The organism is Cyclobacterium roseum (genome assembly GCF_010119225.1).
Lineage (GTDB): Bacteria > Bacteroidota > Bacteroidia > Cytophagales > Cyclobacteriaceae > Cyclobacterium > Cyclobacterium roseum.
In genome coordinates this window covers 52,184-75,386 of record NZ_WNKF01000023.1, presented here as the reverse complement: position 1 = coordinate 75,386, position 23,203 = coordinate 52,184, and the positions used below count along the sequence as shown (strand labels likewise).

23 protein-coding genes and 1 pseudogene are annotated in these 23,203 nt (G+C 43.2%); 9 read left to right on the top strand and 15 right to left on the bottom strand.

Annotation, left to right across the window (positions count from 1 at the left end):
* Positions 1–234: 234 nt before the first annotated feature.
* Positions 235–1,932: a hypothetical protein gene (locus tag GJQ68_RS21590; RefSeq protein ID WP_162419342.1), complete on the bottom strand. Its 1,698-nt coding sequence runs from the start codon at positions 1,930–1,932 to the stop codon at positions 235–237.
* Between the two features lie 116 nt (positions 1,933–2,048).
* Positions 2,049–2,294: a hypothetical protein gene (locus GJQ68_RS21585; RefSeq protein WP_162419341.1), complete on the bottom strand. Its 246-nt coding sequence runs from the start codon at positions 2,292–2,294 to the stop codon at positions 2,049–2,051.
* Positions 2,295–2,658: 364 nt separating this feature from the next.
* Here GJQ68_RS21585 and GJQ68_RS23735 point away from each other — a divergent pair.
* Positions 2,659–2,784: pseudogene (locus tag GJQ68_RS23735) on the top strand (transposase); the annotation flags it as partial.
* A 27-nt stretch (positions 2,785–2,811) separates the two neighbouring features.
* Here the strand turns inward: GJQ68_RS23735 and GJQ68_RS21580 are convergent.
* The gene (locus GJQ68_RS21580) at positions 2,812–3,303 is read right to left on the bottom strand and encodes a GNAT family N-acetyltransferase (protein WP_162419340.1); all 492 of its coding nucleotides are present in this window, start codon (positions 3,301–3,303) and stop codon (positions 2,812–2,814) included.
* 2 nt (positions 3,304–3,305) lie between these two features.
* Positions 3,306–3,587 carry a type II toxin-antitoxin system TacA family antitoxin gene (locus tag GJQ68_RS21575; RefSeq protein WP_162419339.1) on the bottom strand — a complete coding sequence of 94 codons (282 nt, stop codon included), beginning with the start codon at positions 3,585–3,587 and terminating at the stop codon, positions 3,306–3,308.
* Positions 3,588–4,176: 589 nt separating this feature from the next.
* Between GJQ68_RS21575 and GJQ68_RS21570 the strand changes: the two genes are divergently transcribed.
* From GJQ68_RS21570 to GJQ68_RS21540, 8 genes are all read left to right on the top strand, one after another.
* Entirely contained in the window at positions 4,177–5,283 is a 1,107-nt protein-coding gene (locus GJQ68_RS21570; RefSeq protein ID WP_162419338.1) for a BF3164 family lipoprotein, read from the top strand.
* Complete coding sequence (locus tag GJQ68_RS21565) at positions 5,284–5,997, top strand: hypothetical protein (protein WP_162419337.1); 714 nt, start codon at positions 5,284–5,286, stop codon at positions 5,995–5,997.
* 130 nt (positions 5,998–6,127) lie between these two features.
* On the top strand, positions 6,128–6,907 hold the full coding sequence (locus GJQ68_RS21560) for a BF3164 family lipoprotein (protein ID WP_162419336.1): 780 nt from the start codon (positions 6,128–6,130) through the stop codon (positions 6,905–6,907).
* Between the two features lie 96 nt (positions 6,908–7,003).
* On the top strand, positions 7,004–7,441 hold the full coding sequence (locus GJQ68_RS21555) for a hypothetical protein (RefSeq protein ID WP_162419335.1): 438 nt from the start codon (positions 7,004–7,006) through the stop codon (positions 7,439–7,441).
* A 215-nt stretch (positions 7,442–7,656) separates the two neighbouring features.
* Positions 7,657–7,815 (top strand): DUF4143 domain-containing protein, encoded by a 159-nt coding sequence (locus tag GJQ68_RS23730; RefSeq protein WP_394351335.1) that lies wholly within the window; start codon positions 7,657–7,659, stop codon positions 7,813–7,815.
* 568 nt (positions 7,816–8,383) lie between these two features.
* Complete coding sequence (locus tag GJQ68_RS21550) at positions 8,384–9,016, top strand: hypothetical protein (RefSeq protein WP_162419334.1); 633 nt, start codon at positions 8,384–8,386, stop codon at positions 9,014–9,016.
* 251 nt (positions 9,017–9,267) lie between these two features.
* Entirely contained in the window at positions 9,268–10,575 is a 1,308-nt protein-coding gene (locus GJQ68_RS21545; RefSeq protein ID WP_162419333.1) for a D-alanyl-D-alanine carboxypeptidase, read from the top strand.
* A gap of 13 nt (positions 10,576–10,588) precedes the next feature.
* Positions 10,589–12,688 carry a S9 family peptidase gene (locus GJQ68_RS21540; RefSeq protein ID WP_162419332.1) on the top strand — a complete coding sequence of 700 codons (2,100 nt, stop codon included), beginning with the start codon at positions 10,589–10,591 and terminating at the stop codon, positions 12,686–12,688.
* Positions 12,689–12,900: 212 nt separating this feature from the next.
* On the opposite strand, the gene GJQ68_RS21535 is transcribed toward GJQ68_RS21540, so the two are convergent.
* The 11 genes from GJQ68_RS21535 to GJQ68_RS21485 form a co-directional block, all read right to left on the bottom strand.
* A complete protein-coding gene (locus GJQ68_RS21535) occupies positions 12,901–13,680 on the bottom strand; it encodes an SDR family NAD(P)-dependent oxidoreductase (protein ID WP_162419331.1) in 780 nt (259 codons plus the stop codon).
* A 185-nt stretch (positions 13,681–13,865) separates the two neighbouring features.
* Complete coding sequence (locus GJQ68_RS21530; protein WP_317174466.1) at positions 13,866–15,389, bottom strand: SDR family oxidoreductase; 1,524 nt, start codon at positions 15,387–15,389, stop codon at positions 13,866–13,868.
* Positions 15,390–15,655: 266 nt separating this feature from the next.
* On the bottom strand, positions 15,656–16,390 hold the full coding sequence (locus tag GJQ68_RS21525) for a hypothetical protein (RefSeq protein WP_162419330.1): 735 nt from the start codon (positions 16,388–16,390) through the stop codon (positions 15,656–15,658).
* A gap of 69 nt (positions 16,391–16,459) precedes the next feature.
* The gene (locus GJQ68_RS21520; protein WP_162419329.1) at positions 16,460–16,732 is read right to left on the bottom strand and encodes a hypothetical protein; all 273 of its coding nucleotides are present in this window, start codon (positions 16,730–16,732) and stop codon (positions 16,460–16,462) included.
* A gap of 110 nt (positions 16,733–16,842) precedes the next feature.
* Positions 16,843–17,907, bottom strand: a complete 1,065-nt coding sequence (locus GJQ68_RS21515; protein ID WP_162419328.1) for a glycoside hydrolase family 10 protein — start codon at positions 17,905–17,907, stop codon at positions 16,843–16,845.
* A 104-nt stretch (positions 17,908–18,011) separates the two neighbouring features.
* The gene (locus GJQ68_RS21510; RefSeq protein WP_162419327.1) at positions 18,012–18,410 is read right to left on the bottom strand and encodes a protein-disulfide reductase DsbD domain-containing protein; all 399 of its coding nucleotides are present in this window, start codon (positions 18,408–18,410) and stop codon (positions 18,012–18,014) included.
* A gap of 67 nt (positions 18,411–18,477) precedes the next feature.
* On the bottom strand, positions 18,478–18,987 hold the full coding sequence (locus tag GJQ68_RS21505; protein ID WP_162419326.1) for a peroxiredoxin family protein: 510 nt from the start codon (positions 18,985–18,987) through the stop codon (positions 18,478–18,480).
* Between the two features lie 388 nt (positions 18,988–19,375).
* On the bottom strand, positions 19,376–19,981 hold the full coding sequence (gene pncA, locus GJQ68_RS21500) for a bifunctional nicotinamidase/pyrazinamidase (protein ID WP_162419325.1): 606 nt from the start codon (positions 19,979–19,981) through the stop codon (positions 19,376–19,378).
* A gap of 75 nt (positions 19,982–20,056) precedes the next feature.
* Positions 20,057–20,593, bottom strand: a complete 537-nt coding sequence (locus GJQ68_RS21495) for a macro domain-containing protein (RefSeq protein ID WP_202927991.1) — start codon at positions 20,591–20,593, stop codon at positions 20,057–20,059.
* Positions 20,594–20,634: 41 nt separating this feature from the next.
* Positions 20,635–21,534, bottom strand: a complete 900-nt coding sequence (locus GJQ68_RS21490; protein WP_162419324.1) for an endonuclease/exonuclease/phosphatase family protein — start codon at positions 21,532–21,534, stop codon at positions 20,635–20,637.
* Positions 21,535–21,661: 127 nt separating this feature from the next.
* Positions 21,662–23,182, bottom strand: coding sequence for a glycoside hydrolase family 130 protein (locus GJQ68_RS21485; RefSeq protein WP_235941837.1), 1,521 nt, complete (start codon positions 23,180–23,182; stop codon positions 21,662–21,664).
* Between the last annotated feature and the right edge of the window lie 21 nt (positions 23,183–23,203).

Genomic DNA, 23,203 nt, shown 5'->3' with positions numbered 1-23,203 from the left:
GCAAGTTTAGTCACGAATGGGCAATCCTGGAAGATGGGGTTTATCGGACGGATACTTTTATACGGTGTTGCTCAGTTTTAGTCTATTTCATTGATAATTATCAAATTGAGCACAACCGCCACGGCTAAGAGTAGGCGGGCATTAAAACCCGATTGCCTGTCCACCAAGACCAAGGTTTGTTAAAGGTAATGACTTTCAATTTAAAACTTTCCGCCCGCTTGTTCTTAGGTGATGTTAGCTACTGGGCTTTTTAACTTCTTTCATACTTTCTGGTATTTCTAAACCTTTGATATAATTTTGAATATTACCATGATTTCGATATTTACCAATTAATGTTGAGAATGAAACTGCTGAGAAAATAAAGACTATTATTGAAAAAATACTGCTTATTATGAGGTTAGAATTTAATTCTTTAAGATAGTCAGATGCGATTTTTAAATTCCAGTCAGATGAATACAAGATGTACAATAATGCCAAAAGGAATAAAACGCTTGGGATGGAAAACTCAATCCAACTTTTATTTCTCCACTTTTTCAATTCTGATTTCACCCATAGGTTTCTTTGTATTTCCCTTGTTTTATTTTGTTCATCTACAAGTTTGTTTTCTAAAGTTTGAACCTTTAAGTCTGCTTCATTTTTTTTATTAATGACAGAATCAAAAACTTTAGCTTTTTCTTCATATGTCGACTTTGATTTCTCAAGTTCATCAGTCCTTAAGGCTATTTCTTCAAATACTTTTTCTAACTTTTTAATCCTGCTTTCTTCTAATCTTTTTTGTTTCGCAGCTTCGTCCTCAAGTCTTTTTACGAATTGCTCTTTGTCTTTTTCAGCAAGTAAATTTAATTCTTCAATATCTTTTAATTGCTTATTCGTAATACGTGTAGCAACGCGAACAATATCCGTGTCACTAATTTCTTCCTTAGCGTATTTATGAATATTATCGTCTAATTCTCTTAATATTTGAGACTTTGGAAGGTTTTTGTTTAGTGTTAATGAAATAATAGATGTTAAACCAATTTCAGCTAAATCATCCCCTTGAATTTGTTTGTTAATTTGAGGATTACTTAGCCACAAAATATTTAATAAATCGTCAGCTTTTATAGTCTCAGGTTGAAACCCATCTTTTAAAAATATGTTATCCCCTTCGACTGATGCAGAGTTATTTACAAACCAAGCATTAACCTTTTCAAAATCCCTGATTTTCTTAGTTCTTTTCTTTTTTACATACAAAATAGCAACAGCATCGTGAAGTGCTGATTTTTTTGAATTTCGTACCTTTTCAAAAATTTTATATTCTTCGGTAAACTTTGCTTCGTTCTTAAGTTTTTCTGTATGGTAAATCACACTGATACCAAACTCTCCAATGGAACTTTCAAGGTTATCAGCAGCACGTTCTAAGTCAGTTTTTGAATATCCTTTTCTATCACAAGCATTATATACATCCTCAGGGTTTACCTTTTTTTGTAGAAATGATTTTTCAAAGAACGATGCTTTTGTTTCGAGAAGATTTTTTGTTTCTTCAATTGTATCCTTTAAAATAGTTATAGTAAATCCTTGTTGTTTAGCAATTCTGATTAATGTTCTGCAAGTATGAGTAGATTCAGGAGTATTTAAGTCCAAAAGTCCAACAACAAAATTTGTGTCCAATAGCAATTCAATTTCTCTCTTGACACCATCAGGATTGTATTCTATATACCCTGCTATAATTGAGCCAAGATAAATATTTTTTATGCGTTCATAAATGGTGGGGATTCTTCTGAAAAATTCGATGAATTGAGCTTCGGAAGTATAATCCTCTCCATTGGTACTTTGATTATTGGAGATGTATTTTGAAAGGGTAAATTTATTCTTTTCAATGAATTTAAAAATGGAGCTACTATTTTCAATTTCAAGTTCGGAAGTTTCGCAAAACTTTTTAAACAATTCCTCCAATTCTCCTATTTCCTTTTCTTGATTATTTATAACTTCTTCAAAATCTGTAAATGCGTATTGATTAATGCTAAATGCTCCGTCACTATAAATTACAAAATGGGTTGTTTCTTCTGTATTTATTTCTTTACAGATTTCGTCAAGTATTTTTTTAAAGTAGGAATTGGAAAATCTATATTATAAAGAGAGTCTGTTTTTGTCTTTATTTCTATTATGCTTCTCCCCTTAAAAACTCCTTCAAAATTCATTTTTGATAGAGCCCTTTTTACTAAGGGAATGAAAATGTCAATTGGTCCTTTTGCAAGACTCCCCGTATTTCTTATATGGGCTAGCAAGCTGTATGTTATGGCTCTTTCTTTGTTCATTCTCTTTATTGTATGATGGTTCTTTAGCCTTGTGCCTAACTACTGGCTAACCGCAGCCCTTGCGGTTACTTTCCTTTTGGGCGGCGGATTTAACTCCCTTAAATATAGAAAAATTTGGAGAAATCCCAACTAGCTTTTTCAGTACCCTGCATCTTAGCCATTCAACCGATACTAAACCATAAAATCTGGATTCGCGACTAATCGCTTATCAGGGTCCCCTAAGCTAGGCGAAGTTGGTAATTTCGCCCACATATTTTCGAAACTAAAAACGGAAAACACCTACCAAAAAGGCTATTTGCAATGACCAGTCCTTATCCGGAAACAAGAACGGTGATCCTAAACCCGGCCTTATGGAATTTTTTCCCACCTGCACTGTTTTGTTCCTGCAGGTGGATTGACCCCTTCCGGTAAATGGAAGGCTTCCCTTTCCAAAGGACTGATCCCGTTTCTGGTAAAAAAAATGGCTGACGTTTTCAGGTACAGAATGGTGCTTTGGGGAGTTCCGAGCGCGTTTTTATTAAATGATTTGTCTTATCGTATTCATTGGAATGAACATTTTTTCACTGTCAGGCAATTGTTCGAAACCGTACTTTCTGTAAAAATTAACTGCATATGTATTAATTGGGTCTACGACCACAGCCATAGCCCCAATACTTTCCTCAGATAGTGTAAATGCTCTAAATAGAGCGTCTAAGAGAAGATGCTCCCCTAGTCCTGTTCCTTTTGCAGTCAAGTCTCTTGCTAGTCGCCCTAAAAGAATGACTGGAACATTATAATTTTGAGGAACTTTTTTAATATATTTTTCAGGAATCTGTTCTCTCCCGAGGCTTTCGCTAGATAGCGTGTAATACCCGACTACATGATTGTTTGAATCTGTTGCTACAAAACAAATTGCAAGCTTTTTCTTGACATCCTGGCTAACTTGTTTTTGGATATATTGAGTTAGTTGTTGCTCTTCACATTCAAATGCCTTGCGGTAATGGGTCTTATCTAAAATAACGATGTCCAACTTCAGACATTTTTTGATTTATACCTTTTCGCAGCCTCAACCAAGTTTTGATTTGGTTTTGAATTTCCGAATACCGCATCAAAGAATACGTTACGATCTTTTTCTGTAGCAATAATTCTGTCATTTTTTGCTACGATTTCTTCTGCTTGTTGCTTAACTACTCTAACAATAAAGCTACTGAATGATTTGTCTCCACTTAGTTTTTGTGCTCTTCTGAAAATTCTTTTGTCTGCAGCGCTCACTCTTAACTCGATTCGCTCGTCTTTACCTGACTGTGCTTCCATGATGTAACCTGTTTTTTGCAAATGTACGTCAAATAACCGTACAAATAAAATTTTTTCGAAGGCCCCACAACAATTGTATGAAGCTATTTATTGGATGGGAAGTCGGGTGTGCAGGTACGATGTCCAACCTCCCTCTCCCGGTTTACATTGGACAAATTAAGAATCTCGGTTAAGGAATCAGGCGGAGGCACCACATTTTTATTGGAAACGGCCAGGTTGTGACAGTAAATCTCCGTAGCCTGGGCTGGGTGTGTAACTACATCCCTTTTATTATATTTTTAACGCCAGCGAGGCATTTGTAATGCCGGATCCGTTGGACAGACCGTTTAAAAATCTTTCCCGGAAACAGGTACGTTTAGCCATTGCAAATGGCTTTTTGGCGGCTTTTTTCTTTTTACGATAGCGATGATAGCAGGGTGAAGTGACCTACTTCACCCAGTAGCAGCAACTCGTTCTCCGCGAACGAAACAAAAACCCAGGGCAAGAAAAGCGCCTTTCCACCCATTGCATTTGATTTATAACTATTTAGTTATATCTTACACAAGAAACTATTCGACTCACCAGCTGCCGCTTACCCTAGCCCTGAATCATGCTCCAAGTGAAACCCATAAGCCGAATCCTGGATTGGACCGTTCGCAAAACCCAAGAAGGTTTGTCCTCCGTTTTAGTTGGTATCACCCTATTCACCGCATGCTCGGAACCCCCACTTGGTGCAAACTTCAGGGAGTACTTTTCGAAAACGGAAGTAGTAGCGCTAAGGGGCGAAACGGTAGCGTTGACCGAAGGAGAAAAGCCGCTGAGCTACCTGTTCAATATGACTTTTTTTGACAGCCTGATTCTGGTCAATGAATTTCCGGATCGGGAGTATACCTACAAACTAATTGATTTGAGGAACATGTCGGTCAGGCCGTTTGGAAAAAAGGGAGAGGGGCCCAACCAGTTGCTAAGCGATGCTTTCTATTTCTCAGTGGACCGGAAAGAAAACCAGCTTTACTTGACAGACCAGGTGCACTATTACATTCATGACATCGATGACTTGAAAAGCGGCCTGGATGAACCTGCAGCGAAGTTTACCATCGATCAACAGGAAAAGCGCTTTATGGGGAGTACCGTCCATGTGGATGGATACATCGTAGGCAGTATGCATCACAAACGATTTTGTGCCTACGATATTGAGAACGGGGACTTTATCGAAGTGGGTGAGTACCCGGGAGGGCCCGCCATGGCGATGGCCAACCAATCATTTTTCATGAACCACCCTACAAAGAATTTGGCCGTATACGGCATGTCCAGGGTCCCGGAATTTGGCATTCTCAGGGTTTTACCGGATACGATTGACGTGACTACCTATGCATGGGGAGGTACACCAATGGATGTGCAACATGGCCCCGTAGGCATGGCGGTCGTGGATAAGGAGGGCTCTACCTTTGAATACATGTCCGTGGCGGTGACGGAGGACCATGTTTACTTCCTGTACAGCGGAAAAACAATCGATGAAAGTTCCCGGGAAACCATCATCCAATCAGGTCTTTCCAATGAGGTATTTGTGTTGGATTGGGAAGGAAAGCCTGTAAAAAGATACCTACTGGATCAGCCTGTCCGCTCCATCGCAGTAGATGATCAAGCCAAAATACTGTATGCTGCTTCTTTTGAGAAAGAACCCGGTTTAATCGCCTATCCATTAAACGAACCATAAATGATACGATTTTATTTCCTTGTAGTAGTCTTTGGGCTATCCCTTTTCGGGTATGCCCAGGAAGCCACCGAGTCCAAACTATTCCAACTACCAGCAAATGCACAAAAGGTTAGTGGCAACACCGAAGTCAACCCGCTGGTAAAACCCCTAAAATTGGTGACGGTATTAGACCCAAAAGGCTCCTCAATTGACCGGGAACTGGAGGTTTGGAATGCCTTAATGGGCAGTATGGATAGGGATTCCATCGGCTATATTTTTCTGGTGCAAGACACAGACGATAGAGAGCGGTTCAAGCAGTATTGGTTTTCTGACCGGAACATGGACTATCCCTTTTATTACGATTCGGAGAAAAAGGTGATTAAAGCGAATGGCTTGTCGGAAGGAAGTCCCGGACAGACCTTGCTATTGGATGACAAAAATGCCATCATCCTGTCAGGGGGCAGTCCTATCAATACCGATCCCTACAACCGCTACCGGAGCGAGCTGTACCAACGGACCTTGGAAATGGGGATGGAAGGGGCTGTACAAGGAGTGATCGTTGAACACACCGAGAGAGGCATAAAATGGTTTTATGCCAATGAGCCAGTCTATGTAACGGAAAAAGGCGAAGTGCTACCCAAAAACCAGGCCGATGCGGGAATTCGCTCCAAAAAATGGGTACCTGCCATCAGCCCGCTTTCCGACACCATTCGCCTGGTCAACCAGCATCCATAACCGCTCGGCGAAGAAGCGGTGCGAAGGCACATGGGGGTTCCCTGCAAGGAATGTACCGGTTTCATCACATATAATGCCTATTCCGTCCCATCTATTTGACTTTATAGCCCGCACCGCTTATTCTTGTCACATGTTGAAAATCCATGGGGAACACCTCGTGGTGCTTTCGGGTACACAGTTGATCAAAATAAAACTGCATGCGGAGAAGGCAACCAGGGAAGCGCAACATACATTGATTTCCGATACGGGCGGGCCGATTAACGGGCTGCACCTGGTCAATGACTCTGTATATGTTGCCGATATCGGAGAGGCAAAACCGGGAGCACCGGAGCATCGGTTGGTTCATTTGAGACGAAATGAAGAATTGGTCCGATTCGGCGAATACCCCGAGCCAGCCGCCGGGGAAAATAGGGATCAGGCAAACCTGTCCCGCGATTATATGAAAAGTACGGTGGCCAACCCCAAAGATGGGAGGTTGGCGGCATTTTACTTGTACCACAATCAAATCAGACTGTATGGCGGAGATGGGGAACTCCTTCAACAAATAGAGGTGAAGAGCTCCTCCAACAGCGCATCCGATGAGGAAATGTGGATGTACCGGGCAGATCCCTTTGCCAGCAATGAGCGCATTTATGTGCTATATATAGGAATGCCCAAAAAGGAAGTGGAAGAAAATTTTCAAACGTTCCGACCGTACCTGGAAGTCTGGGATTGGGAGGGGAATTTATTGGATCGCTTTAGGCTGGACCAGCCCATCACTACCTTTACGTACGCTGAGGAATTTAAAAAATTGTATGGGATTTCTTTTTTTAAGGAGGATGTGCTTTACGAATACGATTTAAATGAAGGCGGTATCACCGATAGTAAGAAAGAGTCGTCCGCCGTGAAAGGGAAATATAGCAAAAAATAAGATCCAATCCCTCATCCCGACAAGAAAATCATCGCGGAGAACGATTATTTCCGGATAGAACCGCCGGCGGGATGGAACTATCCCCCCAGCTGGACATTGGAAGAAAAGAAATCGGTTGGAGAGCGAGACGGTTTGTACCTCACCGGAGCAACGTTCGTCAGAGAAAACCCGGCTGATAAATCCGTTTGCGGCGCATCTATGCAACTTACCGTCGGGATTCCCAAAGAAGAACCATTTGACGTTGACGAATATTTGTCTTCACGTGCAGAGGAGTATCGATCAAACGACCAACTGGACGAGCTCTCTATTGAGGAACTGGCGAATGGTATAAGGGGCTACACCATTACCTACAAACGCCGATCTGTGGATCCGAAGGGTGAAGTGCACCTTAGCACGAATGAGCATACCCTCTTTGAAAAAGAGGGTCGGATAATTTTAACCAGCTTTACCAGTTGCGAATTTTTTGAGCGATACAAGGAGGTAGTTCGAGAAGCCTTTGAATCGCTGACATTGAAAGACGCCATGCCCGGGTAGTGGACATGGTTTGATCTGACCCCTAAAAACCCTGTTGTGAATGTTATTTATCCCTGCAAATTTTAAATCAAATTTTAAATTTGCAGGGATGTTGAAACGACTAGTGTATCCAGTACATTGTGTTCCTGCACACATTCTCCCGTTGAGGGACTTATTGGACCAAGGGAAGTAGGTAAATATACCTTTGGAAAATCCATTGAATACCAAATGCATTTTTGACAAAAGAACTACCCTCATGGCATATCAATGTCAAAAAGCAACTGGTAAAATCTCCTAAAATTTATTTTCAGGATACTGCAAAGCTTCATTACCTCCTAGGCATTAAAAATTGTATCAAGCCCTGCAGGGGCGAAATACCAAAGCGACGGGTGTAAGCCCATCGTGAATTGATAGCCGATTAACCGAAAGCCCTGGAAGGGCAGGATATGTTTTTATCCATGCCGATTCCTATACCTTAGAACCATTTAAAATAGGTTTGAAGGAAAAAGGGAAAACTACACCCATACGCTGAATGTAAAATTTTACCTCTGACTGGCTGAGTATGCCTCCTCACCCCTGTATTTTCGATGATGCCATACCGACGGTGCCTACCGAAAGGCATTTGCAATGGCCAGACAAATCCATTTTCAGAAATCCTTATCCATTTTCACATTTTCAAAGAAATCCGGCCCTCCAAAGGATTAAAACTTATAAAGAACAGTATTACACAGCCGTAAAACAGATTCATTTCGAAAATGTAATAATACCCCTTTGCAATTATTCGAATGGATAAGTTTATCCTCAATTATAACCCAAACTAACCCTCTTTGAATATAATAATAATAATAATAAATTACTTTGGTATTTTTATAAAATGCCTAAAAATCGAGTCGATCCATTTGTTTTATTGGTTTTTTAGTTTTACTTTAAGAATACAGTCTTAATTTGACTAATAGACTCGTTATGAAGCACGTTTACACGGTGAACCCAAAAGAAGCCCAACGCTATGGGGGGGATAATTTTCTTCTTGTTAAATTCAAAATGCGACTTTTTTTCCTATTGCTAACACTTGCCTTTGTCGTTAAAGGCTTCTCCCAAACCGATTCCCTTACCGCCAAAAATGCAGTTTATCTCGAGGTAGGAGGAAATGCGGGGAGGTATGCGGCCAGTTATGCCCGTATCTTTCACCAAAAAGGGAAATTTAAGTTGTCAGCTAGTGCTGGTTTTTCGATGTGGCGAGACGACCGATCGGAGCTTCCTTACAATACCTCCAACGCGGTCCATTGGCTTCCCACACTACCATTAGAAATTTCCGCCCTATTTGGCAGGTCCTCCCATCATTTGGAAATAGGTACTGGCATTATGACCTATTTAACGGTAATCGGTGAACAAGATCAGAATACTTCACAATTTAGGGATAGAGTTACGTTGGATGCGGTGGTACCCCTGAGAGTAGGATACAGGTACCAAAAACCTGAGGGCGGCTTCTTTTTCAGGGTAGGCTATACCCCTTTTATTTCGCTTGATTTCAATAATGAAGGATTCCGAAAATTTATTCCGCTTTGGGGAGGAATCAGTTTGGGGAAGAGTTTTTAATTGGTTTTCCGACCGGAACATGAACGATACTTTTTATTACGACACCGAGAAAAAGGTGATTAAATTCGGAAGCTCCAATTTTTATAGTTACGTCCATCTCAGCAATGGCACTTCCCATTGGCAGCCTTTCTCGGTTTAAAAATCAGGAGGAAAAATGAAATCCATCTCCATTTTCAAATAAAAACAGCTTATTAACCGGTATTTTTTTAGTTTTTTATTTTTTATTGCCCAAGCAGGCTTAAATTTAAACCATGAAGCACATCTACTGGCTATTGCTCCTGCTGTTCTGTAACTGCACCGTCCAAAAAGTAAAAAAATCCGTCTACGACTCCGAAGTCTTTGAAAAAGGACATATGGGCTTTATGCTCTATGACCCGGTAAAGGAAAAGACCCTGGTCAGCCTGAATGAAAAGAAGTATTTCATTCCTGCCTCCAATACCAAAATATTCACCTTTTACAGCAGTTACAAGGTACTGGGAGATGATCGGGTCAATGGCCTGAACTACATCGAAAAAGGAGATTCCCTCCTATTCTGGGGAACCGGCGACCCTTCCCTGCTGCATCCGGACCTTCAGGACAGTACAGTCATTCATTTTTTACAAAAACGGCCGGAGGACTTGTATATGGTCGATAATTTTAATCAGATTTCCCGGTATGGGCGAGGATGGACCTGGAACTGGTATCCTTATTATTTTGCTGCCGAGCGCTCCAGCATGCCTGTTTATGGGAATGTGTTGCGCTATTCCAAGCAAGCCGATGCTCCAGTGGCCAAAGCTTATCCCTACACGGCCTTATTGCCTTTGAGCAAACAAATAGACAACACCCCGGACAGCTACGTTATCCGAAGGGACTTTGAAAGAAACATTTTCACTTATGCACTTAATCCGGAAGCCGGGGAGCTGACCTTTGAAACGGACAAGCCCTTTATTACCTCTGCCAATCTGACCAAAAACCTGCTGCAGGAGGCGGTTGGCAGGGAAATTACCCTGATCGATAATCTGGGCTATTCCATCCTCACTCACCAAAAATTGCCAACCGCAAAAGTGGATTCCATCTATGCGCAAATGATGAAGATAAGCGACAACTTTTTGGCCGAACAGCTGATGGTGATGGTATCGGACGAACTCTTTGACTCGCTAGACCTATCAGCCGCCATCCAATATGCCAAGGACAGCCTGCTGCAGGACCTTCCGGACGAGCCCCAATGGGTGGATGGATCCGGCCTTTCCCCGCAAAACATGTTTACTCCCCGGTCTGTGGTAAGACTACTGGAAAAGATAAAGGAGGAAGTGCCCATGGAAAAAATCAAGGCTTACTTCCCTGCCGGCGGGGAGTCCGGGACGATTCGGAATTGGTATCCGGCAGACCCGGGCGAACCGGCCTATATCTATGCTAAAACCGGCACCTTGAGCATGAGTTCGGCTTTGAGCGGCTACCTGATCACCAAAAGCGGCAAAACGCTAATTTTTAGCACGTTTTTTAATAACTACACCGGTAGTTCCGGTGTACAAAAAGAGGAGCTTCAAAAAGTGCTGTATTTCATTCATTCCAATTATTGAACACGATCCTGCCATGCCTAAACTACGGTTTCTCTTTTCACTTGCCCTATTATTTTGCACTCTGCTTCCAGTTCGTTCTGGCTTTGGCCAGGATTTCAGCATGGCAGCTGTTTCCAAATTTTCTTTTCCTTCTGAACTTACCGCCAATGCCAACCAATCCAGCATCGCCTGGGCCATGAATGAGCAAGGTAAGCGAAACGTATATGTTGCGGAGGCACCTGATTATCAGCCCAGGCGGGTAACCGATTTTCTGGAAGACGACGGACAGGAGATCAGCAGTTTGCAGTTCAGTGAAGATGGGGAATACCTGGTGTTTGTCCGTGGAGGGGATCATGGAGGAGGCAATGCTTCCCGGCCGGTAAATACCCGTAATTTGCCCCTAATGACGAATGTGGCCATTTGGACCATCGATCTGGGTACCGGAAAGACCGAATCATTGATCGAAGGAGATAATCCCGTTTGGGGCGCCGAACATCAGTTGGCGTTTATCAAAAATGGGGAGATTTGGATGAAAGACCTGGATTCGGATAAGGCACCGCACTCTATTATTCAGAACAGAGGCCGGCTGGGGGAGCTTCATTTTTCCCCGGATGGGAGGCAATTGGCTTTTGTGGCCAATAGAGGAACCCATAGCCTGATCGGCATATACACTGATCCGACCACACCCATAAAATGGCTGGCTCCCTCTTTTCAAAGAGACCAATCCCCAAGGTGGTCTCCGGATGGTAAATCCATCGCTTTTGTACGGACCCTGGGCGGTTCGGGAGCTGCTTTGCCTTTAATGGAAAAAAGACACCAGCCCTGGGAAATCTGGACAGCAGATGTGCAAACCGGAAAAGCGGAAATGCAGTGGAAAGCTCCCGAGACACTGCGAGGATCGGTGCCCTCTACTCATGGAGGCTTTAACCTTCATTGGCCAATTCAGCATCAATTGGTCTATTTATCCTACGAGGACGGCTGGCCGCACCTTTATTCCAGAGATCTTCGAAACAATTCATCCACCTTGCTTACGCCGGGTGACTTTATGGTGGAGCAGCTCAGCCTGCATCCGGATGGGCAAAGCCTGGTTTTTGCGGCTAATGGGGGAACGCTCCCGGATGATCTGGACAGAAGGCATTTGGCTACCGTGGAGTTGACGACAGGATCTTTTGAATGGAAAACCACAGGCGAGGGCATTGAGGCCTACCCTGTTTTCACAGGTCTTGATGATGAAATCGCTTTTTTCTCCGCTACCCCAAAGCGTCCCCTGCTACCGGCAATCCTTAGTGAAGGGGAGATTAGCTTGCTGGGTGAAGAACTGATTCCCGAAGAGTTTCCTCAGGCAGACCTGATCAGCCCAAAGCACGTGCAATTCACAGCAGCAGATGGCACCACTGTATACGGACAGTTATTCGAGCCCTCGGATAATACCAGCCCGAAACCTGCCGTGGTCTTCGTCCATGGCGGACCGCAACGACAGATGCTATTGGGCTGGAGTTACATGGATTACTATTCCAATACCTATGCGATCAACCAAAAACTGGCCGAAATGGGGTTTGTGGTATTGTCGGTGAATTATCGGTTGGGTATTGGCTATGGTTATGAGTTCCATCGCCCCTCCGGTACCTACTACCAGGGTGCCGCAGAGTACCAGGACATCAAAGCGGCCGGACAGTACCTGGCTGGTCTGGAGCAGGTAAACCCGGAGCGAATTGGAATCTATGGGGGCTCCTATGGAGGCTATTTGACTGCTATGGCACTGGCCCGGGATTCCGATTTATTCAAAGTGGGCGTGGATATCAGCGGCGTGCACGACATGGACCATCGATACGAGCTGCCAGAGGGTGTTGAAGTGGCTCCGGATTATGAGGAAGCCAAGCGGATCGCCTGGGAATCATCTCCAATTGCAGATTTGGATCAATGGACCTCTCCGGTGTTGTTTATCCATTCCGATGATGACCGAAACGTAGGATTTTACCACAGCGCGGACCTGGCAAGTAGGTTTGACGAATTGGGAAAACCCTATGACTATTTGGTCATTCCGGGAGATACCCATCATTGGATGAAATTTTCGAATATGGTGGAGGTGAATGAAGCGACCGTAAACTTTCTCAACAAACACCTGCAACCTTGATTTTCGCTGCTTTTTGGTTTCTCTGACAATTTTTCATTGGAGAAAATAATTGTCTAATTGAAGGGATGAACGTTTTTATAAAAAGGGATGAAAAATACCACACAATCTTTCATTACTCATAGAATTGAACCTAGAATTTTTTACCTCCATTCAGCAGTTCTTTTTGAATAACGATTGAATACCTTAAAAAATGAAACCTAAAACCATTTCAACTAACCTTCTTTAATCACTGATCTGGCGATTTTAACGGAAAGGGACCGGGGCGCAAATCGTACCGAATTCGATAAAATGAAATTCTTCAAACCATGAATGGCCACTGCTTTACCTTGAATCATTTTGTGGTACCCAAAATCAGCGACTTCCTTGGAGGATGGTAGTTTCTTCCCTTTCATAAGGCGGCTCTCTTCCATTTCTGCCCCTGCTTTAAATCCGCTCTCTGTAGGACCGGGGCAAAGAGCAGTTACCGTGATGCCTTTTTCTTTTACTTCATTATTGATGGCTTCAGAAAAATGGAGCACATAAGCCTTCGTGGCAAAATAAACGGCCATCATTGGACCTGGCTGAAAAGCAGCTGTGGAAGCCACATTCATGATCTTACCTCCTCCCTGCCGGATCATATCCTCAAGGTAAAGTTTGGTAAATTGGGTCAGGGCCATGATATTCAGGTTGATCATCTGTGCTTGCTTCTCCCAGTCACTCTCGTGAAAAAGTCCAAAATCACCAAATCCGGCATTATTGATCAGGTACTGAATGGATATATTCTTTTTTGCCACTTCGTCGTATACTTCCCTGGCAGCATTGGGGACAGAAAGGTCTTTCTGAATGGTGTGAACCTGTATGCCAAACTCACTTTCCAATTGGCTCTTAAGTTTGTTTAATTTGGATAGGGTCCTCGCCACTAGCACGAGGTCATCTCCCTTGGAACCATGGATTTTGGCCAACTCCAAACCAATGCCATCCGAGGCACCAGTGATCAAGGCTGTTTTTTTCATAAGGTCTGATTGTCAGAAATTTATTACCTTTTGAATTTACCCCTTAAAATGGAAAAATCATTCTTTTTTCGAAAATAAGAATTGAATATCAAAAGTTAGATGCAGGAGTTTTGGAACCGAAAAGAAGCCAAAATTTAAAAATCTATTGCTATTAAGGTAATCGAAATTATCAGTAGGCCTTTAACTTAGGGCTTGTGTTTGATGATATTTCGAATCATCCCCCCAAAAATAAATCCGTGAAAGGGGAAAACCGAATACCAATAAACCCTGCCGAGCAAACCCAAGGGCCTGAAAGTGGCGGTCTGGACCAACTCGCCTTTCACAATCTTAAATTCCAGCCAGGCTTCTCCCGGTAGTTTCATTTCTGCATATAACAAGAGCCGTTTTTCCGATTTGCTGGCAATGAGTACCCTCCAAAAATCCAATGTTTCTCCAGCAGAAATCTCGGTATCACTTTTCCTTCCCCGGCGCATGCCTACACCTCCTGCCAACTGATCCATAAAACCTCGGATCTCCCAAAGCCAATTGCCATAATACCAGCCCTGCTTTCCTCCTATTTTCCAGATATTCTGTAGCACCTTTTCCGGGTTATCAATCGCCTGCTTTCGAACCTCCACATAACAACCATTTACCGGTACCTCCATGTACTGGCTGAGCCCGTTTTGCAGCAGGTCGCTGGTTTGGGCATCCTTCCAGCTGGATAGAACCTGATTCTGTTCGATTTTATCAAACGCCAGCCGGATGGAATCGTCGTAGCCAATAAGGGTGATGCCCAGTGTGGAAGCCAGGTTGTTGGGCGTACAAATAACCTCAATCTTCATGCTGTTGACCAGATTCTGGGCCAGGGCATAAGAGGTTGAGGTAACAAAATACAACCAGTAGGATGAAATTTTTGGCGTCATGACCGGCACAATCCCAATCCTTCGCTTCAGTCCCCTGATTGCCGCAAAACGTAGCAACATTTCTTTGTAATTCAGGATATCCGGTCCTCCAATATCAAAACTTTGGTTGTAGGTTTCTTTTTTCAGAATAACACCTTTTAAAAACTGAATTACATTGCGGATGGCAATGGGTTGGCATTTGGTTTTCAGCCACTGCGGAGCGATCATAACCGGCAACTTCTCCACCAGATCCCGAATGATTTCAAAGGAAGCACTGCCAGACCCGACAATAATTCCTGCCTTCAAGGTGGTAAGCGCAAAACGGGCATCTGATAAAATTCCTTCCACGTTTTTGCGGGAGGATAAATGTTTGGACAACTCCTCATCATTCACAATACCACTCAGGTAAATGACCTGTTCAGCCGATGTTTCCTCGATCCTTTTTTTGAAATTAATCGCACAAGTAGCCTCCATTTCTTCAAACTTTCCGCTCTGCGTAGACATGGAGTGTATGAGGTAATAGGCAAGGTCGATGTCTTTCGGAATATTCTGAAGGCTTTTCTCCTCCAGAAAATCAACTTCCACCACGCTAAGGTTTTCCGGGGGAAAACGCTCCGCATTAAACCTGTTTTTATCTCGCACGCAACATACCACCTGATGCCCTTCCTGCAAAAGTGCCGGCAATAAGCGCTGGGCAATGTATCCTGTGGCTCCTGTAAGTAGTATTTTCAAGGTATCGTTTTTGAGGTTATTGTCAAGATACGCATGAACGACACCCAAACCAAACGATAGGTAGCGTAAGTTGTTTGGCCAAAATTTTTCGATCAATCGCTTTCTCTGGTAATTTACCAAATCCCCATTGCGACTGATATCAGCAAGCGGTTACCAGCCAAATTAACGGCATATTTTGATAGTATTCCAAGCTGGAGGAGTAGCAACAGCTTACCGCATTACATTCCTGAGCATACAAATTGGTTTGCATAATGCTCTTTTTTGTTCTCTGAGGTATTGCTTGATGTGACCTTGGAACGTATTTTCAATTGTAAGCTATTCTCTGGTTCGCAAGCATTTTAGATAGGTTAATTTCCACTTCTTCAATCGCGAATCCGTTGGGGGGCATCATCCTTGAAAATCCTCACCGTTCCCCTGTTGGCTACCTTATCCCCTGGATCCTCACTTTTCTCCAGCATTATCATGCATTTGGTAACATTTCTCAACTCATATTGACTGCCTATAATGTAGGTATACGTTCCGGAAATGATCCAAATGGCACTATAGCTGACATCTCCATAGCTTCCGTTCGCAACTTTCGTGAAGATGGTGAAATCATCGCCCTCGCCAGACACATAACCCCTGCCTGATCCACTGTCCAAACCCATCGGGTAATCAGGATAATCTGGATTAAAAATAGAGGAATAAGAAATATCGCCAAGAAAATTGTTTTGATTTTGATCCGTATGTACCCGTATTATTTCCTCGTAGTTGCCATAACTAAACCCCTCATTTTCTGAATTACTTCCATCGTAAATGCAATGATTCCCAATGCTAAACCCTGGTGTAAAATTGCTAAACGAACCGGGTATAGCCGGGGGGCTGCTGCCTTCATGAATGACCATTCCATGCTGCTTTATCCGATCAAGGAAATTATCCACATTTTTGATATCACTTGGAATATCTGGGGTAAAAACCATTTCCAGTACCTCGGTAGGGACATTGTACCTAACTAAAACCGGATCGGTCAAATCATCAAAGTTTTCACAACCAACCAAAATTAAAAGGATCAAGCCCCAATAGATTGGCCTGAATCGGAACATTGTTGCGTTTTTCATAAGATCCTTCGGTTTTCTTTTTTCTATCGTGATTCTTGGAAGCTCAAAACTGATTTCTATCTTAAACAGCTAACCCTCTTCTGTACTTTTACCTGAAATAATTTCCATGGATTTTGCGGTGGTTTTCCCGTATTGACCCATTAAGACTTCGATCAAAACGGAGATAAGGGCCACAAAAAAAATGATAAACAGGGCATAGGAAATTTGGTACCTTCTTTCTACTTCCTTCCCTTTGGTGACGAGGTCTCCCTCCGCATCGTATTTGTAAACGGCAAATGCAAACCACTTTACATCCGCATTATCATTTTGATTCATCAACCCTCCACGAATATCTCCGTTCACGCAATAGAAAAATAAACAGGGTGGAAAAAAGACCTTAACGCTTTTGCCGGAAATTTAACTGCTACCTTTATTAAAATTTCGCTTTCTTAAGAAGAGTCATTTGTAAAATACTACGGTTTTGTTCTCTGATAAAAATCTTGCATCACCTTCATCTTTTCACGATTTTCCAAGAGCGACTGTTCGGAAAACATCATAATACCCGATGCAGGGGTTTTGGACCCTTCCTGCAATGCTTTCCCAAATTCCTCAGGGGAGACGATTCCGGGTTTGTTGTGCGCCTGAACAATTGGCCAGACCAGGGGCCTTGATGAATCCATGATCTTGTCCAGCCATTCCATGTACTCCCCCGCCCAGGTTACGGGTCGGGCATACATCTGATGAAAGAGCATGGGGGCCAACACATCCACCCTCTTGGCCAAAGAAGGCACATTGATGCCCAGGGTATTGTACAAGGCTCCACCATGGTCTTCTGGAAACCAGGCACAGTAAAAGGCTCCTAAAAGGGCATCGGGTTGGTATTCCCTAAGAATTTCACCCATATCGCTCACCCATTTATTCAAAATACCATTTCGCCAGTCCCGCCAGGCGGATTCCTGATTGGCCAATATCCATTGTGACCTGGCCGATATATCTTTTCCAGGAATTTGGAGGGCACTGGCCTTTTCAAAAAGTTGGGTACATCGGTCACAGAAACAGGTTTCTGGCAGTACCGGTTGGTCCGTTTCGAATTGGGCATGCCAATGCAGGTAATCTAAAAACACGCCATCTACCATATAATCGCCAAGCGTTTCCTTGAGCTGTTCGGCCCTGTAAGCCTGAAAACCGGGATCGGTCGGACAAACACCCATAAACCAATCGGCCGGAGCGGCCTGCTCACCCTTTTCATTGATGGGCCAGGCTTCAGGGTGGTCTTCGATATAACCTTTTCCATTAAGGGTGGGGAATTCCACAAATACCTGGCAACCCTGGGCTTTGGCTTGTTGATAAAATTCCTGATTTAATGAGGACCTTCTGACGAAAACGGCATTCACCCCTAATTCGTCAAAGGAATAGCCGGCCTGGAGTATTCTTTCTGGATTGCCATAAATTCCTTTGACAAAGGCCTCCTTTTGGCTTTCTTGAGCATAGGCAGCACAATGAATAAGTAAAAAGAGCAGCCAGAAGAAATAGTTCATGGTCAAAAGATATCATAAATATTCGATATCATAAAGGGGATAGAACACCTTTTTTGGGGAGGAGGATGACCATTTATTTTACTTCTGTTTTGGCAAAATTATCCTCATTGCTTCACCCGTATACTCAAGTTAAAATCAAACTCACGGGGATAATAACATTTAGAAGCATCACAGGGCTGAAAGTACAATTTCCCCTTGATTTGGGCCCGCTGTTTTTCCAAAGTATTTGCTGTCTTGACGGGAACCCGGATCTTCAAGGTATCTCCAAATACAGCCAGCGGTTCTTTGACACCTTCCATCCTGAATTCATCAGCACGGGGATAAACAGGATCCCCAATGATGAAACCTTCAGCCGATTCAAAGGATAATTTAGTAGGAATAAGGTTTTCATCTTTAACCCGGTTTGCCTGAATATGGTAACCCTCTTTGATAAGAAAGGAAACTATCAATTGGTTTTCCTCACCCGGTGCCAACCTTAATTCCGGCTCGGATTTTAATTCCACAAACCTGCGTTCCTCAACTTGAGCAAATGCAGTAAAAGGTAAAATAAAAAAATAAAATATAAGGATGTTATTCCGAGGCAAGTAATTCATCGAGTTTGGCCTTTAAATCCACCAATTTCGCATCAAAGTTTTGGGAGTCCAAGAGGGAAAAGAATTGTATTCTCCCATCGGGATCGATCAAAATATTGGAAGCAAGCATGACCTCATCACGGGCCAAATCGGGAAGCACTCCTTCAGGAGCAAAACTTGCCGCCACCGACCCGTCCGAATCCAATAGAACCGGAAAAGAGAGATTAAAACGATCTTTCAACTTGGTTTTTACCAAATCTTTGGGTTCTTTGACGTCAATGATCAGTACTTTGACGTTCTTATCCTCGTAATCCTGATTGAGTTGTTCCAAATGGGGAGCTTCCGCATTACAAAACGGGCACCAGGTCGTGGCGATATGGATCACTACATGATTCCCCCTGAAATCCTCCAAACTGACTTGATTCCCAATCAGATCCGTAAGTGAGAAATCGGGAGCCTGCTCCCCTTCAATGCCTGTTACCTGACTGCTTTGCGCCTTTGTATCCATGCTGTTCAGGCATACAGTGAGGCAAATGATAAGTATCGATATCGAAAATTTTGCTAACGCCATGACTTAAAATTTCTTTTAACATCAGATTTTCTAAGTTCTTAAAGCCTTGACTGCTTTTCGAGTTCCTCGAAATTTAAAAAATAAATTAGTAAACCCCAAATAATCAGGTCTCTAGCCATGGAATGGAGCAAATAGGGGCAGGTTTCCAACTTGCTCTTTTTATTGGCTCTTCTTTACAATACCTTTATTTTCTTTATCCTATGAGCGAGAACGATAAGAGCTTAACATCTGCCCAAGACCAATTTTGCAAGTAGAAAACCAACCATTCATAGTAGCCAGCTTCTTCCAACCCTGACTGCAGCTCAGGCACATTCACCCGCACTAATCACAGGGATGCACTTTCCACCAACCCCATCCCCAACTGAATCAATTCCTTTTTCATTTCTGCAAATTTATTATCATCCAATGCTCTGGTGGCATCGGAAATTAACTTAACCTCAAACCCTTCTTGCAGGGCATCTTTTAGGGTGAAATACACGCATACATCTGCCGCCAGGCCACAGCAGTAAAGAACCGGGCTGCCTTTTTCTTTCAAGTACCCGGTAAGTCCCGTACTTTTTTGATGGCCATTGTCATAAAACCCACTGTAACTGTCAATATCCCGGTCCATACCTTTTCGAAAAATTGCTTCTACTGGATTTGCGTTTAAATCGGGATGAAAGGCGGCCCCTGACGTTCCCTGTACACAATGGTCCGGCCAGAGAATCTGATCCAAACCTTGGTGCACGATCGCCTCGAAAGGTCTTTTGCCCTTATGATTGGAGGCAAAACTCATATGGTCTTGAGGGTGCCAGTCCTGAGTGGCCAGGACCAACTCAAACCGACCCATCAGGCCGTTGATCACCGGTACGATTTCATCTCCACCAGGCACAGCCAATGATCCCCCCGGGATAAAATCATTTTGTACGTCGATTATTAGCAGTGCATTCATTTTTTATATTGTCTAATCAAAATAGCGCGCTCTTCTTTCACTATTTGCCGTTCATAAATATAGGTAGCCGTAAAATCAATCCTTTAACGCTCTTAGTTTTTCTTCGAAAATTTTAAAATCACTTTGGTCAAAGAGTACCAGTCGGATTTTTTGAATGTTTTTTAAGCGAGGTAGGGTATTCTTGATGGTATCCAGGGCTATCCCGGCAGCAGGTTCAATGGGATAACCAAAGGCACCGGTAGAAATCGAAGGGAAGGCAATGGAAGTAAGTTTATACTCATCGGCCAGGAGCAAGGCATTGCGGTAGCAATCAGCCAACAGGGTATCGGAAGGTTGATCCACTCCATACACCGGACCCAGGCAATGGATGACATGGCCGTTGGGCAATCGGTGGCCGCTGGAAATAACCGCTTCCCCAGGGTTTATGGGTGCCATGGGTTTACATTCTTCCGCCAGTGCCGGCCCCGCAGCTCGGTGAATGGCACCGGCCACTCCGCCACCGGTTTCCAACTGTGCATTGGCTGCATTGACAATGACTAAAACATCCGGCTGTTGGGTAATATCACCCCGTACCAGTTCAACTTGAATATTTTGAATCGATACCTCAACCATGGTTTAAATTAACCATAAAGGAGTCCAATTCAAAGCTTTACTTATTGAGGATTGGAATATTTAACTACTGCCAATACAGGCCAATGATCGGCAATGAAAACCCCATCCCGGATGATGCTATCTACCTGATAGCTGCGGACTTTAAAGCCCGGATTGACAAAAATATAATCCACCGCGTTGGGAGGTCTTTGCTGCCAGTTTTCTTCAAACCCATTACCCGTGGCTCCGGCAGAAATCACTTTTTCAGCTACAAATTCCGCACTTTCCATTTGTAATTGATGCTTCAGCATCTCGATCAGATGGATATAGGGTTGTTTTCCATAACGGGGATGGTCTTTGCGGATGTTAAAATCTCCTGAAACAACCACCGGTGACACCTCTGAAATTTCTTCAATTCTATCCACTAGCAAGTCCACGCTTTTGTAACGGGAGTCAATCCCTTTGTTGTCGAAATGGGTATTGAAATGAAAAATGATCTTTCCGCCTTCCCGATCTTTGAGTTTAGCCCAGGTTACAATGCGGGGAAGCTGCGCATCCCAACCTATACTACCCGGCTCCTCAGGGGTATCTGAAAGCCAGAAGGTCCCGGATTCCAGCAAATGAAACCGGTCCTTACGATAAAAAATAGGATTGTACTCTCCTCCCATCAGCCCGTCTTTGCGTCCCTTGCCCACAAAATCATAATCCGGCATTATCTTTTGCAAATCGAGCAACTGCCGATGGGTTACTTCCTGAAACCCCAGCAGATGGGGAGCAGATTCGGAAATGAAATCCGCGACTATCGGAAGGCGATTTTCCCATTTGTTTTTTCCATCTTCCGGATTATCATAGCGTATATTGAGGTTAACGATGATTAATTCCGCTGGTCCCTGAATATTCGAGGTCGAAATCCCAAAGATCGAAACGTAGCTTGTCAGAATCAATACGAATACATAACTCATGCAGGTTAAGGTACAAAAATCCCAGGGGATTAGAAACCTTGCAAATGAATCCCCTGCCATTTTGAATTATCCAGACCATGCTTACTTCTTTTAAACAAGCAAAAGGGAGAGGCCAGTATTGATCCAACTAGATCACCTCATTTTCACTTTCAGCAACCGGCTTCATACAAGCTATCAAATCACTTATACTAACCGTCGCAATTCCGGAGGTGATATCGGACATGGCATAAGGCACAACCAAAATATTGTTATGAATCAAGGCTCCGCAGGAATACACCACGTTAGGAACGTATCCCTCACGTTCCTCTTCATTGGGTGTAAGCAGGGGTTCTTCCAGGCGGGCAATGACTTTGGTCGGATCATCCAAATCAAGCAAAATAGCTCCGATGAAGTATTGTCTCATGGCACCCACCCCATGGGTGAGCACTAGCCAACCTTCGTTGATCTCCAGCGGGGAACCACAGTTTCCAATCTGAAAGAATTCCCAAGGCAAGGAGGGTTCCTGAAGGAGTATCGCTTCATCCCAGAAATGAAGATGATCAGAAAACATAATGTAATTATTTTCTCCATCAATACGTGACAGCATGGCATACTTTCCATTTATTTTTCTTGGAAAAAGAGCCATGCCTTTATTTTGAACAGCTTTACCATTTAAGGTAATGATATCAAAATTTACAAAATCTTTCGTCTTTAGTAATTGTGGAAGAATAGAAACGCCATTGTAGGCGGTGTAAGTTGCATAATAAGTAACGGAACCGTTTTCATCAAAAAACGTTACGAATCTGGCATCCTCAATTCCCCGGCTTTCGTTTTCTGATATGGGAAAAATGACGTGTTCGGAAATATCATGGTTTTTGTCAAACTTGATAAAATAATTGGAATCCGCCAGCCAGTTTATATTTTTTATGGCCTCAGTTTCGAATGGCTCTTCGGTATCCATCTGAACGACGGCTATTTGACTTTTTAATTCATTGATGGAGAAGGTGTCAGCTAAATTTTCAAAAACACGTACACTGGTTTCGTTCCAGGCATTCATACTTTTCAACTTGAGCTCAAATAAATGACGGTCATAGGACTGATCATGCCTGATTCTAGGGGTATCAACAAATTCACTTACCGGATTGATCAAAAAAGTACGATCGGCCTTTATAATACCACTCCGGAATACAATGGAAGATATGTGTCCTTCACCCGTAGCCCTGAGGCTCATGATAAATCGGATACTTCCTTCAGGTAGGTCGTCCTGGTTGGGGTGGGGGACAATTGACGGATTGAAAAGGGCCGCTGATTCGACAGAGTACTCCATGGTAAAAAAGGCTCCTATCAAAAGCTCCTTGGTAGGGCTTACGATGGCCTCCCGAGCGATATATTGCGACACTCTCGAAAAATTACGCTTAAAAATATCATCAATGTTCTTGTGACGTCCGATAAAATGGAGGTTAATATGGTGTAATAAATCTTCGGCATCCCCTTCCGTCAGTTGGAGCACCCGCCCAATTATTTTCGGTATACGGGCGATGTCGGTAACATGCGCTCGAGTTATTACCCGGGACGAGTTTCTAACGATTTTAATTCTGGTTCTTTTCACCAACGGTTTTCTAATTGCCTTGTCGTACATGTTTTCCAGGTTCCTTTTTGCTACTGCCATTTATTAAAAAATAGTTTTTAT